10 protein-coding genes, 1 tRNA gene and 1 pseudogene are annotated in these 12,611 nt (G+C 42.8%); 7 read left to right on the forward strand and 5 right to left on the reverse strand.

Annotated features, from left to right (window positions below; genetic code table 11):
- Positions 1 to 113: 113 nt before the first annotated feature.
- A pseudogene (locus tag COT81_03055) lies at positions 114 to 788 on the forward strand (hypothetical protein).
- 650 nt (positions 789 to 1,438) lie between these two features.
- Here the strand turns inward: COT81_03055 and COT81_03060 are convergent.
- Positions 1,439 to 1,510 (reverse strand) — tRNA-Glu (locus tag COT81_03060).
- Positions 1,511 to 1,773: 263 nt separating this feature from the next.
- Here COT81_03060 and COT81_03065 point away from each other — a divergent pair.
- The 4 genes from COT81_03065 to COT81_03080 all read left to right on the forward strand — a co-directional run bounded on the left by COT81_03065 (position 1,774) and on the right by COT81_03080 (position 5,349).
- Positions 1,774 to 2,736 carry a hypothetical protein gene (locus tag COT81_03065; GenBank protein PIS05068.1) on the forward strand — a complete coding sequence of 321 codons (963 nt, stop codon included), beginning with the start codon at positions 1,774 to 1,776 and terminating at the stop codon, positions 2,734 to 2,736.
- 321 nt (positions 2,737 to 3,057) lie between these two features.
- Positions 3,058 to 3,708 (forward strand): hypothetical protein, encoded by a 651-nt coding sequence (locus COT81_03070; GenBank protein ID PIS05069.1) that lies wholly within the window; start codon positions 3,058 to 3,060, stop codon positions 3,706 to 3,708.
- Positions 3,709 to 3,797: 89 nt separating this feature from the next.
- Positions 3,798 to 4,802, forward strand: coding sequence for a tRNA (adenosine(37)-N6)-threonylcarbamoyltransferase complex transferase subunit TsaD (gene tsaD / locus COT81_03075; GenBank protein PIS05070.1), 1,005 nt, complete (start codon positions 3,798 to 3,800; stop codon positions 4,800 to 4,802).
- 76 nt (positions 4,803 to 4,878) lie between these two features.
- Positions 4,879 to 5,349 carry a tRNA (adenosine(37)-N6)-threonylcarbamoyltransferase complex ATPase subunit type 1 TsaE gene (locus COT81_03080; protein PIS05071.1) on the forward strand — a complete coding sequence of 157 codons (471 nt, stop codon included), beginning with the start codon at positions 4,879 to 4,881 and terminating at the stop codon, positions 5,347 to 5,349.
- On the opposite strand, the gene COT81_03085 is transcribed toward COT81_03080, so the two are convergent.
- From COT81_03085 to COT81_03095, 3 genes are read right to left on the reverse strand one after another with little or no spacing between them, the layout of a single operon-like run.
- Positions 5,333 to 7,072, reverse strand: a complete 1,740-nt coding sequence (locus COT81_03085; GenBank protein ID PIS05072.1) for a hypothetical protein — start codon at positions 7,070 to 7,072, stop codon at positions 5,333 to 5,335. The genes COT81_03080 and COT81_03085 overlap by 17 nt on opposite strands.
- 56 nt (positions 7,073 to 7,128) lie before the next feature.
- On the reverse strand, positions 7,129 to 8,058 hold the full coding sequence (locus COT81_03090; protein PIS05073.1) for a hypothetical protein: 930 nt from the start codon (positions 8,056 to 8,058) through the stop codon (positions 7,129 to 7,131).
- Positions 8,059 to 8,093: 35 nt separating this feature from the next.
- A complete protein-coding gene (locus tag COT81_03095; protein ID PIS05074.1) occupies positions 8,094 to 9,911 on the reverse strand; it encodes a cell division protein FtsH in 1,818 nt (605 codons plus the stop codon).
- 119 nt (positions 9,912 to 10,030) lie between these two features.
- Between COT81_03095 and COT81_03100 the strand changes: the two genes are divergently transcribed.
- Positions 10,031 to 10,609, forward strand: a complete 579-nt coding sequence (locus COT81_03100) for a hypothetical protein (protein PIS05075.1) — start codon at positions 10,031 to 10,033, stop codon at positions 10,607 to 10,609.
- On the opposite strand, the gene COT81_03105 is transcribed toward COT81_03100, so the two are convergent.
- Positions 10,532 to 11,815, reverse strand: a complete 1,284-nt coding sequence (locus tag COT81_03105) for a 30S ribosomal protein S1 (GenBank protein PIS05076.1) — start codon at positions 11,813 to 11,815, stop codon at positions 10,532 to 10,534. The two genes, COT81_03100 and COT81_03105, sit on opposite strands and share 78 nt — an antisense overlap.
- Before the next feature lie 195 nt (positions 11,816 to 12,010).
- Between COT81_03105 and COT81_03110 the strand changes: the two genes are divergently transcribed.
- The gene (locus COT81_03110; protein ID PIS05077.1) at positions 12,011 to 12,541 is read left to right on the forward strand and encodes a hypothetical protein; all 531 of its coding nucleotides are present in this window, start codon (positions 12,011 to 12,013) and stop codon (positions 12,539 to 12,541) included.
- Positions 12,542 to 12,611 lie beyond the last annotated feature (70 nt).

The raw sequence follows: 12,611 nt of genomic DNA on the forward strand, positions 1-12,611 counted from the left end.
TGAAATTCTCGTTCCACGGCCGCAGCCCACGCCGCCTTCACCTCTTGGATGTCTTCCTCTTCAACCGTTTCCCCGCCAAACAGCCTGCGTAGACGGTCGTTCGGCAGACCCAAATCCGGCAAATCGCCTTCGACGGCGCAGGACTCGACGTCGATCGTGCCCTGTCCGCGGTTGACACCGAACCCGAACGGGATACGGCGGGTGCGCAGATCGCGAACGAGCAAGAGGCACAGCGCCAGTTGGGCGTGTTTATCCTCGATGGTGACTTTGTCCGGCCGGCTCCAATCGAGCTCGATGCGGAGCGGCGTCCACCGTACGTCGAGCCGGGGCACCCGTTTGGCGAACAAGGCATTCTCCCTCGGGCCGCTGGTCCACCGGTCGTCGCCGCCGACTACATCCGAAACCTGCGTGAGGAAACCATCAAGGGGCTGTACGGCCGCCTGAAGCAGGGGCTTTATCCGTTGCAGGCGCCCATCGGCTATCTGAACCGGGGATCGGGCAAACCGAAAATACCGGATCCGACGAAAGCGCCCTTGATCCGGCAGGTATTCGAGCTGTACGCGACCGGCGCATACAGCCTGAAGGCTCTGCAGAAGGAGATGTACGCGCGGGGGCTCCGAAACAACTCCAACGGAAGGATCACGCTCAACGGCCTCTCCTGCATCTTGAACAACCCGTTCTACATGGGAGTAATCCGGCTGAAGCGCACGGGGGAAATGTTTCCGGGGGTGCACGAACCGCTGGTAACGGCGGAGGTGTTCGATCGGGCGCAGGCGATCCTGCACGGCCGGGTGTACCGGCGGATTCAGAAGCACCATTTTACCTTTTCGCGTCTACTTAAATGCCGGACGTGCGGGTTGTCGTTGATCGGCGAACGGCAGAAGGGATACGTGTATTACCGCTGTCATACGACCCCATGCCCGACGACGACCGTGCGCGAAGATGCGTTGGACAAGAGAATGTTGCACACGTTTTCACTTGTCCGGCTGTCTGATAGGGAGAAGCAGGCGTTAACAGTTGAAGCGGATAACTACTGCGCGACGACGAAACAGACAACCGAGAGTAAACGGCAAGCGCTACTGTTGAAGCAGCGTGAGATACAAGTGACGCTTGACAGGCTTACTGATGCTCTGATTAATGGACTAATCGGCAAGGAAGCGTTCAACGAGAGGCGGGAACGCCTGCTCCGGGATCAGCGGAATGTGGAGGACCGATTGAACACATTGGAAGAGGATGGCAGCAAAATCCGCGAGCGCGTCCGTAAGTTCGTCGAACGGTCGGATAGCGCGTATATACAGTACTTACACGGGGATTCGCGCGTGCGGCGCGATCTCGTGCGGACCATAACCTCGAACCGCATTGTGGAGGGGAAAACCCTTGATTTTGCGCTGGATTTGCCTTTCTCCATCATCGCCCAGCACCGAAAAGCGCGTTCAAGTGACCCCAGGGGGAATCGAACCCCCGTTACCAGGATGAAAACCTGGTGTCCTAACCACTAGACGATGGGGCCGGGTTGGCAATTAGCGAATAGCAAATAGCGAATGGCAAATTGCTTGCAAAGAACGCGCTAATCATAGCAAAAATTAGCAGAATGTCAATAAATTGACCGAATATCCAGATATGCGATATACTTACGTTAGTATATGGACAAGCTACACGCCATCACCGCAACGACGACTATGGCCGCGACAGCGAGTGGTTGAAGTGTGGTATTGCAATGACTAAGAAACTAACCGACTTCAACCGCGAAGCCGGTTTTTTAGCTGAACATGTATGAAAATAGGAGTTATTGGGGTTGGTAATATTGGCAAAGAAATTATCGCCCAGGCATTGAAACGGAGATGGGAGGTTGTTTTTGGTCTAAACCGCTCCGGTGTTTTTAATTCTAAATTAGAAAAAATTGACGAATCTAAAAATTATAAAAAATATATACCACAATGCGATGTCATATTTTTAGCGATCCCTACCACCGATGACGGTGTGCGGGCTTACAGATACATTAATGAAATTGTTGGGCTTGGCATCCCGGTAGTTACTTGCGAAAAGGGCGCGCTAGCAAATTACTACCATAAGCTGGAAAAGAATTTGGATCGTATCGGATTCAACGCGACCGTTGGCGGCAGTTCGCGCATTTTAGATTTTGCTAAAGAATATCGCAATAAAAATATAGTTGCGGTTCATGTCGTGTTAAACGGTACCATGAATTTTTTATTTAATGAGTTAAGCCAAGGGCGTAATCCGCAGCGGGCAGTGAATCGCGCTGTGGCTCAAGGTTATACTGAACCCCAAGCCAAAAAATTATCGGGGGTGTTGAGCGTGGAAAGTGAAATTGATATTCCTAACAAAACTTCAATTTTGTTCAACCACCTTAATGCCACGCCGACCAAAGTTAGAGCGCGATACTTTAAACCAGAGGCTTTGAGCGAAGAGCAAGTAGAAAAATTATTAAAAGAGGCAAAAAATTGGCGCTATATAGTTAGTATCAGCAAAAATCCAATTTCCGAGGAAAAGCTCTGCGGATTTGAGTATCACGTCGACGGTTGGTATATTAGTGCTGGTTTTAAAAATGTTTATGCCAACAAAAAGTATCAAGAATTGGTTTTACCTGGTGTGGGAAATAAAATTATTTTAGTTGATGATAAAGGCAACACTTATGCTCATTTTGGCATTGGCGCCGGGCAAGAAATTACAGTTCAGACCATGATGGAAGAGGCCGAGAGTTTGGCAAAAAGTTAACTTTACAAACACCTATATATTGACTAAGCTATTTATAGCCAGGAGGGCGTAATTGATTATTAATTATTTTTATGCCAAAACGACCAGGTTTAGAATCAGAAAATCTTTCTCATGAGGAATCCCCGGAAAAAGACCCTGAACGAAATCGGGATTTAATAGAACAGCACATTGCACATTAACAAGAAATTGAGCAAAGAAGGCAAGAAGAAAAGGGCAGGCAAGCTTACTACCTTTTAACTAATAACATTGAAAAGTACGCACAGTTAAGGGGGGGGTTGGGGTCAAGTCACTCCTGAAAATGAGGGCAGTATATTAAGTGAAATGAGATCTTTAAAGAATATTGGTTTTGTTGATTTATCTTTGCCTGAAAAAACCATAGTAACGGATTATAGAGATAAGCGCGACATAGACCGCACTGAACCATTAGAGGGGCCTGAGTCATTCTTCAAAGCTTTTGACATTGCAACTGCCAGAAATACGCAGGCAGTTAATGAGTCCATCGCACGCTCAGGAGAAGATTACGTCGAGCAAATTGCTGGGGAAGAATATGACAGATTGTTGGATCCAAATGAGCCAGTTTATGGAGATGAAGTCGCGATTAGAGCATATGATATAAAAGATGATGAAAGCAGCCGCCTGTTAGCCGAAGATGTGCCAAAGGATTTGTATATAAAGTATGTTAAAGAGTTTGGAACGCCTCAAGCTTCCGTTGGAAGAGAGGCACGAAACCTAAAAGGTGACTCAGAAATTTTACAACATTTTACAAATGCCGCCCTGGAGGAAGGAGATATTGATACGGCAATAGAGGGGATGTGGCGCTTAGGGCTGCTAGATGATGCTGAGGTTATTCAAGAAGCACTTAAAAAAATTCCACGTGATAAAAAAGATCAAAGGCGAGAATTTTTAGAAAAGATTAAAGAAGCGGCAGCTAATCGTGTTGAATATAATCCCTTGGAGCTTCAGGAAGCTTAATTAATATAAAAATTTTGTTAAATCCAGAAGTTAATATTTCTGTTTTTTGTTTTTTTGCCAAAATTAAGGATTTTGTGTAGTATAGCGCTATGATAATATTAGGCATTGAAACATCGTGCGATGAAACGGCGGCAGCCGTGCTAGAAGTGAAGCGCGGCAAATTTACGTTGCGCTCAAACGTGGTTTATTCGCAAATTAAAATTCATCGGCAAACTGGCGGCGTGGTGCCCGAAGTAGCCGCGCGCAATCATGTGATAAAAGTGATTCCGGTTTTAAAGGAGGCTTTAACTTCGGCCAAAGTCAAACCAAAAGACATAGATTACATCGCGGTAACTCACAAGCCGGGATTGATAACGTCATTATTGGTAGGCATTGAAACCGCCAAAGTGTTGTCATATGCTTGGCGAAAACCATTAATTGCCGTTGACCATTTAAAAGGCCATCTTTATGCTAATTGGCTCACTGAAAATGCTCGCCACATTAAATTTCCTGCCCTTGGATTAATTGTATCGGGCGGACATACCGAAATTGTTTACATGAAAGATCGTTTTAGTTTTAAAAATATCGGTCAAACTTTGGATGATGCTGTCGGCGAAGCTTTTGATAAAGTCGGTAAAACCTTAGGTTTGGCATATCCGGGAGGGCCAGAGATTGCTAAGCGAGCAACTAAAGGCAATCCCCAAGCTTTTAATTTTCCCAGGCCAATGATTGATTCGGGTGATTTTAATTTTAGTTATTCCGGCTTAAAAACGTCGGTTTTATATGCCGTAAATAAATTAAAGCAACCGTTTTCCGATAAGATAATTAATGATATTTGTGCTAGTTTTCAAGCGGCGGCCGTAGAAATTTTAGTTACTAAAACTAAGCTAGCGGCGGCAAAGTATAACATTAAAGCCGTCATTGTGGGCGGAGGAGTAGCCGCCAATAATGAACTGAGGTCCAAATTGAAAAAAGCTATACCAAATGTAAATTTAATTTTACCTGAAAAGAAACTAACTACCGATAATGCGGCAATGATTGCCGCGGCCGGATACTTTAAAGTTTTAAAAAAGGATTTTACCCCCTGGCAAAAGATTAAAGCTGAGCCTAACTAAATACTGACGCCCCAGACTTGATCTGGGATCCAGAAACCCTGGATCCTGAATCAAGTTCAGGACGACATTGTGTCGTATGAAAAAATTTATTTCAAATAGCCCAAAAGATACTAAAAGATTTGGCCATAATTTAGTTAATAAATTAAGGCCCGGTACGGCCGTGGCTTTAAGCGGCGATTTGGGCGCAGGTAAAACTACTTTAGTGCAAGGGGTAGCCGAAGCTTTAGGCATAAAAAATCAAATCACTAGCCCAACATTTACTCTAATGGATATTTACCCAGTTAGAAGCAAAGATTCTAACGGAGTGAACTCGGCTAAATCAAGCATCTTTGAAACTTTAGTCCACATTGATTGCTACCGCTTAGATTCGCCAAAAGAGTTTGGGGAATTTGGCGCAATGGATTATATTAATGATCCTAAATCATTAGTTATAGTTGAATGGGCAAATAAAATAAAACAGCACCTGCCTAAAGATGCCGTGTGGTTAAATTTAAAATTAGGCCAGTCTGAAAGGCAGCGCGTGATTACCCTTACCGGCTCCCTTTAGTTGAGATGTCGTAGGCGACGCGGAAAACTTCATCCACGGTAGTGACGCCATCAATCGCTTTCAATAAGCCGTCTTGAACCATGGTTAACATGCCATTTTTTTGATTGATATCGCGAATAATATATTCTGATACATTGCCAGTTAAAATTGAAGATTCTAATTCTTTATTCATCGGCATAATTTCAAAAATCCCGATCCTGCCCTTAAAGCCGATACCTTGGCACTCTTCGCAGCCACCGCCTTTGTAAAACTTAAGCTTGTTTAAGTCAGGAACTTTTACTTTGTTAACGGTTGTATTTATCTTACCTAAAATAGCTTTGGCTTTCTCTAAGTTTTTAGGGTCAATTTTATCAACCTGTTTACATTCCAAGCAAATTCTCCTAACTAGCCGTTGGCCAATGACTGCATTTAAAGCCGGTGAGAGTAAAAATGGCTTGGCGCCCATGGCTAAAAATCGGGGAATGGCCCCAGCGGCGTCGTTGGTGTGCAGAGTAGACAAGACCAAATGGCCGGTCAAAGCGGCATTTAGAGCAATTTCCGCCGTTTCCAAATCGCGAATTTCTCCAATCATAATGATGTCTGGATCTTGGCGTAAAATGTTTCGTAAACCATTGGCAAAAGTATATTTTTTTTCCGGCTCAATTTGGCTTTGGGCGATGCCGTCTAAGTGGTATTCAATCGGGTCTTCCAGCGTAATAATTTTAGTTTCAGGTTTATTTAAGCGCTTTAAAATAGAATATAATGTGGTTGTTTTACCCGAACCAGTTGGCCCGGTGGTAATTATCATGCCATTTGGCTTTTCAATCTCGGTTAGCAAATCCAAGTAAGCCTTGCCGCGCATGCCCAGTTCCTCAAATGGCAAGTTGAGTGATGCTGGCATTAAAAGCCGAGTGACTAAACTTTCGCCGTACGATGTTGGTAGCGTTGAAACACGCACTTCAACTTTTTGATTTTTGATAAAAATAGTAAAGCGCCCGTCTTGCGGCTTATTGGTAATGTTAATTTTAAGATGTGAAAGCAACTTAAATCGGGAAATTATTCTTTTCCATAGTTTTTTGTCTAATATCGCGACGTCGTGCAAAATGCCATCTATGCGATATCGCACTTTGACCTCTTTTTCTTCCGCCTCAACATGAATATCAGACGCGTTATTTTTAATTGCCCCAGCCACAATAAAAGTAACTAGGTCAGTCATGGAAGTTTTTTTGATGCCTTCCTGGATATCTTTAAAATTATTAATACCGGCGGCAAACCTATTTAAGTCTTCTTCGGTTAATTCAAGGCCGGCGACTACTTTTGTTATCTTGGGTAGCACGGCATATAATTTGTAAGCTTGTTCAAAACTATTTCTCGAAATCATGTATAGCTGGCCTTGATTGTGGTATTGCTCTTCTAGCTGCCTCAAAAGTTCGGCTACTGCCGAATTGTTTGGGTCAACCGCGCCGAGTTTGATGGTGTTATCGCCATTATAAAAGCATATTACTTGCAGTTGCTTTGATTGATTTTCGTCAATTACGGCGATGGTCTCCGGGCTAATGGGCAGGCCAACTAAATTAATATAGGGAAAACCGTTACCGGCCGCTTTAGCTTGGGTTTCTTTTTCCAACGCGCCTAAATTGAGCTGATGCATTTTTGATTCCAACGCGCCAGCTGTTTTGCCGCTAGAAATTTGCGGTTTCGACCGCGAGCTCCTTAAATTTGATAATGGGTTTAAAGTTGGCATGGTTTAACTATTATAACAAAAAAAGCGCATACCCGCACTTCTTGTTGATTTAAAATTTAATTTAACTCTTCCCAAGCTTCAACCCAAAGCGACCAAACGAAAACGGTTAGGGCGGCTAGAGTTAAAATTTCTATGGCAATATTTACCACGTTGGCAAAAATTAAACTAGACGTAAACAAAAAGCTACTACTTAAATATGTGGTGGCGCCAATAATAGTAGCCATCGGCACGTTAAGCGCGGCGATTAAAGCGGTGGCCGTTAAAATCACTAAACCCTCAACTACCAATGTGACGATGGCTAAACCACTAATCATTTTAAAGTTTCTTTTAACTTTAGCCAGCGCTAAACTTAGGCAGTGGCCGATACTGTCGTTGTGGCTTGCGGCATTGAGGATGGCGAGTCTCGCGATAGCACTTGTAAGCATGCCAATAATTAAAGCTAGTAAAAATATGCCAAGTTCAGTAAAGCCAAAAAAGTACTCATTTCGGGCTAATAATCCCCAAAGCAACACGCCTAAAGTTACCCAAACTAGCCGATTTAACAAATTGATTGTCCAAACTGTCCAAGCCGATTTTTTTCCGATAAAAAATTCTCGCCTGACCTTAACGTCTCGGTTATCGTGTAATTGGCGTAAAGAATTAACTAAACCGTTTTGCGCAATGGAGCTTAGCCAAGCTAAAAAAATTACTAATCCAATGGCAATTAAAAAGATAGTAATGATTACAGCCAAGCGGCCCGGATTGGATTGTGACAACTGGCCTAAGCCTTGGAGTGTTTGGGCTTGAAAAACACCCAAGCGATCATAAGTCCAAATCAAATTTTGTAAGTAAGAACCAGTCAAATCACCAGGCGTCAAAGTCCATGATCTTAAAAAAGTAAAAATTCGGCCAGGGCCAAAAAAGGCGGCCACAAAGCCAATTATAACTAAAGATTGCTTATGCCAAATAATTTGCGCGCCTCTTATTAAGGCGTCTTTATAGCGCATGGGGTAGAAGTTTTATAGTGTTTATTTTACTGAATTTAAGCGGTTTTGAGAAGCGCTTCAAATTCGTCGCGTTCTAAAGTTTCTTTATCAAGCAAAACTTTAACAATTTTTTCCAATTTTTTACGCTTTTTCTTAATTACTTCTTGCGCCGTTTTCATCGCCCGAGTGATAAAGCCGGTGATTTCTTTATCAATTGCTTCCGCCATTTTTTCGCTGTAGTCACGATGTTCAAAACTTGGTGCCCGCCAAGTCAGTTCCTCGGTTTTACCAAAAGTGCGCGGGCCTAAAGTTTCACTCATGCCGTAATCAGTAATAATTTGCCGAGCGAGCTTAGTCGCTTGGGCTAAGTCGTTGGATGCGCCCGTTGTAACTTCTCCAAAAATTTCTTGTTCGGTAACATAACCGCCAAGCATAACTGCCATATCATCTAAAAATTCTGATTTGTTATGAAAATTTTTATCTTCTTCAGGCAGTTTTAAAGTGTATCCGGCAGCTGGTCCGCGGCCAATAATTGAAACTTTGTGTACTGGGTCGGCATTTGGCAGGCTGTGAGCCACCAAGGCGTGGCCAGCTTCGTGGTAAGCCGTTATCTTTTTTTCCCTGTCGCTCATAATGTGAGAACGGCGTTCGGGGCCAAGCATAACTTTTTCAATACTATCGAAAATATCTTGCTGCTCTATTTTTTGTTTGTTGCGTTGAGCGGCTAAAATTGCCGCTTCGTTAAGTAAATTTGCCAAATCCGCGCCGGCAAATCCAGGTGTGCGGGCGGCGACTGCCTTTAAATTCACTTCTTTAGTTAGCGGTTTTTTCTTAGCATGAACTTGCAAAATTTGTTCTCGCCCGCGAATATCCGGCCGCGGCAAATTAACGCGGCGGTCAAAACGTCCGGGGCGAAGTAGGGCCGGGTCCAAAACATCAGGCCGATTAGTCGCGGCAAGTACAATTACGTTAGTGGTCTCATCAAAACCGTCCATTTCAACTAGGATTTGATTTAAAGTTTGCTCCCGTTCGTCATTAGAGCCACCAAGTCCGGTGCCTCTTTGCCGGCCAACAGCGTCAAGCTCATCAATAAATAAAATGCAAGGCGCAGCTTTTTTAGCTTTACGAAAAAGATCACGTACGCGAGAAGCGCCCACGCCGACAAACATTTCCACAAATTCAGAGCCAGAAATATTAAAAAATGGCACTCCCGCTTCTCCGGCCACCGCCTTGGCTAATAGCGTTTTACCTGTACCGGGTGAGCCGATGAGTAAAACGCCCCGGGGAATGCGCGCGCCTAAATTTAGGTATTTTTTAGGGTTGCGTAAAAAATCCACCACTTCGCGGAGTTCTTGCTTGGCTTCTTCTACGCCAGCGACGTTTTTAAAAGTAACTTTAGTTTTTAAGTTTTGCGAATGGTATTCTCTCGCCCGCGTTTGCCCGAACATCATGGCACGATTGTTAGCCCCCTGAACTTGACGGGACATAAACCAAATAAAAGCGGCAATTAGCAAAAACGGAATTAAAAACGGTAAAATATTAATTAAGAAAAAGTCTAAGCCGCTCGCTTCCTTGACGCTAATTTTTACCCCTCTTAGCTGTTCGTTGGAAATATTGTAATTAGCAAGTAGCGAACTTAAGGACTCAGCCGTTTCTTTTTGGGCGGTTTCTACGGTGCCGTCCTTTAGCGTAACCACCAGCTTGTCGCCGTCAACTTCGATAGACTCAACCGCTTCGTTTTCAATTTGAGTAACCAAAGTGGAGATATCAATTTTTTCTTGCGATTGCAGTGGCGAAGTGTAAACGCTAAATAGTCCGGCGATTGACACAAAAACTAAAAGTAAAATAAGTAGATTTTTAGAAAGTTTTTTCATGTTTGAAATTATTAGTTCTCCCACATAGTATAATGATAAATGGCATTTGCCGCAAGAGGTAACGTAATTATTCTTACTTTGTTATTTACGTCAGGCTATTTACCAGTTACAATAATAGCATGCTAGAAACTCATTCCTCTCCCAAGATTTATCCGCAAGATAAGCTTTTGGCGAAAACCATTTTGCCTTTTATACCCCATTCGGTTAAGCCAAATCACGTGACTATATTGCGGTTTATTTTAACCCCGTTTGTATTGTGGCTTTTAATTACCGGCAATTATACTTGGGGCATTCCGGCTTTTTTGATTACTGCCTTTACTGACGCGATTGACGGCTCAATGGCTCGGACTAGAGATCAAATTACCGAACTGGGCAAAGCGATTGACCCAATTGCCGATAAGCTTTTGATTAGCACCGTCTTATTAGTTACTGCTCTGCCTTATTTTTACTACACTACAATTATTGTGATTTTGCTTGATATTAGTTTTATTATTGCCGGTTGGATTTATAAATCGAGAGGCGAGGATATTTCCGCTAACGTTTGGGGGAAAATAAAAATGACTCTGCAAGCCATTTCATTTACTTTACTGCTAATCGGAATAATTACGCAGTCACCAATTTTATTTTACCTCTCCTTGGGTGGCTTTTTCTTCGCTATTTTGTTTGCCACTATCAGTTTGCACACTCGCGGCATCTGATTTTGGCTTAGCTCCCGGACCATTTTGATCTTTTGCCGATGCGCTAGTTTTGGCTTCAGTTTTTTTGGCAGGCCTTTTTTCTTCAATGATAACTGAAGTTTCCGGTTTTTCTTTTAGCGCTTTCAAACTTAAGCCGAGGCGATGATTTTTTGGATCAATTGAGATAATCTTAAGTTTAATTTTATCGCCGGATTTGGCAATGTCAGTAACATTATTAATTGGACCGTAGGATAGTTCTGAAATGTGGGCTAAGCCGTGGATATCAGGATCCAACTCAACGAACAACCCAAACGGGTTGGCTTTCAAGACTAACCCGGTCACCGTGTCGCCGATTTTGTATTTTTTATCAATTTCCAGCCACGGGTCTTTGCGCAAACGCTTGGTTGATAAAAATATTTTATTGTTTGAAATTTCAATTATTTGCGCCTTGATAACATCGCCGACTTTAAATACGTCTTTCGGGTCATCAATGCGTTGCCAGGCAAGTTCTGAGATGTGAATTAAACCTTCTAATTTATCGCCAAACTCCACAAACACGCCAAAATCGGTGGTGGCAATAACTTTGGCGTCAACAATATCGTTAACTTTATGCTCAGAAACTTTTTCTTTTAGCTGTTCTTCCCAAACAGATTTTTCCGACACAATCAATTTTTCTTCATCTTCTACCGCATCTAAGACCTTAACGCTAAAAGTTTTCCCAATATAGCTTTTTAGTTTTTCTAAAATTTTGTTTTTGTCTCCTCCCGGAACGCGCGGGTAATGCTCAGCCGAAAGTTGAGACACCGGTAAAAAACCCATCACGTTATTGGCCTTAATCATCAAACCGCCGCGGTTGGCGTCAACAATAGTGACCTTGGTCACTTCCTCAGTTTCTTGTAAGCGGTTAAGTTCGGCCCAAATTTTTTGTTTGCCCGCAAAACTAAATGACAGTTCAATCTCACCGTTTTCATTTTCTAAATCAATTACCGTGGCTTCCACCTCATCGCCTGGCTTTAAATTAGCGTATTCTTTAGAGCCGTCAAAGATTTCTTTACCGCGCACCACACCAGAAGTCACGCCGCCTATATCAACATGCACAATTGATTTGGCCGCGCTAATAACTTTACCTTTAACTAGCTCACCTAGTTTTGGTAAAGTGGTGTATTGGCTATCTTCAAGTAATTCTTGAAGCTTAGAACCGGTTGATTGTTTGACTTGTTCTGCCATAAAAAAATTGACCCAGGATAGGTCAAAATAAATATTTGATTAACCTATCCGTCGGATAAGTCTTGATCGGGCTGTTTTTTAAAAATCGCCCTAAAATCAAGTTACTTAAGTGTCGAATAGTATACTTTAACAAAAAAAACCTGTCAAGTTTACGGATTTGCTTATTTTAGCCTTGCAAGCTAAACTTTTTAAGGTATGTTAAGGGAATATAAACCCACTAACGAAGAAGAAAAAGCTATTTTTAGCAGCCAGCCTGAAGCTCAACAAGAAGTCGAAGGACAGGACGTAGATAGTGATTACCTAAGACGCTTAGAAGCATCACGGCGTTCTGTTTTTGAATATTTAGAATCCATTGATTTTATTACTGATTATGCCGAAGACGGCACTCCAATTATAGCTTTAGAAAAAATTGATGACATAGTTTTTAAGACAATTGGCAATCGTACTCATCGCGCTAATCGCCTTGGGCTTGGCGGTCAGGCGGGGATGGCAGAAATTTTTAAGGATGTACCGGTATATACAAATAGTGATTATCAAAAAAAACTTAACGGCGACGCTGAAATACAACCAAAAAGATTATTTTATTTGCCACAATCCAAAGCTGATGCCTTTGATATCGAAGCGATTAAACAGCAGGATTTTTGTTTAAGTTTTTCCGATTTAAAACGTACGCGCTGGATTGATTTAAATCCGTATATGCAAGGTGACCTGGACCCCATAAACTAGACACAGAGGTCGAAGAAAAGTAACCTTGTGTCATATGAGTAAAAAAACACATCGTATTGCCCTTGAGGTA

The organism is Candidatus Buchananbacteria bacterium CG10_big_fil_rev_8_21_14_0_10_42_9 (assembly GCA_002773845.1).
Taxonomy (GTDB): domain Bacteria; phylum Patescibacteriota; class Patescibacteriia; order Buchananbacterales; family 21-14-0-10-42-9; genus 21-14-0-10-42-9.

Excerpts from the sequence above, each read along its gene's own strand:
- COT81_03065 (PIS05068.1), top strand. The coding sequence starts at position 1,774 with ATGAAAATAGGAGTTATTGGGGTTGGTAATATTGGCAAAGAAATTATC.
- COT81_03095 (PIS05074.1), bottom strand. The coding sequence starts at position 9,911 with ATGAAAAAACTTTCTAAAAATCTACTTATTTTACTTTTAGTTTTTGTG.
- COT81_03070 (PIS05069.1), top strand. The coding sequence starts at position 3,058 with ATGAGATCTTTAAAGAATATTGGTTTTGTTGATTTATCTTTGCCTGAA.
- COT81_03110 (PIS05077.1), top strand. The coding sequence starts at position 12,011 with ATGTTAAGGGAATATAAACCCACTAACGAAGAAGAAAAAGCTATTTTT.
- COT81_03105 (PIS05076.1), bottom strand. The coding sequence starts at position 11,815 with ATGGCAGAACAAGTCAAACAATCAACCGGTTCTAAGCTTCAAGAATTA.
- COT81_03090 (PIS05073.1), bottom strand. The coding sequence starts at position 8,058 with ATGCGCTATAAAGACGCCTTAATAAGAGGCGCGCAAATTATTTGGCAT.
- tsaD (PIS05070.1), top strand. The coding sequence starts at position 3,798 with ATGATAATATTAGGCATTGAAACATCGTGCGATGAAACGGCGGCAGCC.
- COT81_03085 (PIS05072.1), bottom strand. The coding sequence starts at position 7,072 with ATGCCAACTTTAAACCCATTATCAAATTTAAGGAGCTCGCGGTCGAAA.
- COT81_03100 (PIS05075.1), top strand. The coding sequence starts at position 10,031 with ATGCTAGAAACTCATTCCTCTCCCAAGATTTATCCGCAAGATAAGCTT.
- COT81_03080 (PIS05071.1), top strand. The coding sequence starts at position 4,879 with ATGAAAAAATTTATTTCAAATAGCCCAAAAGATACTAAAAGATTTGGC.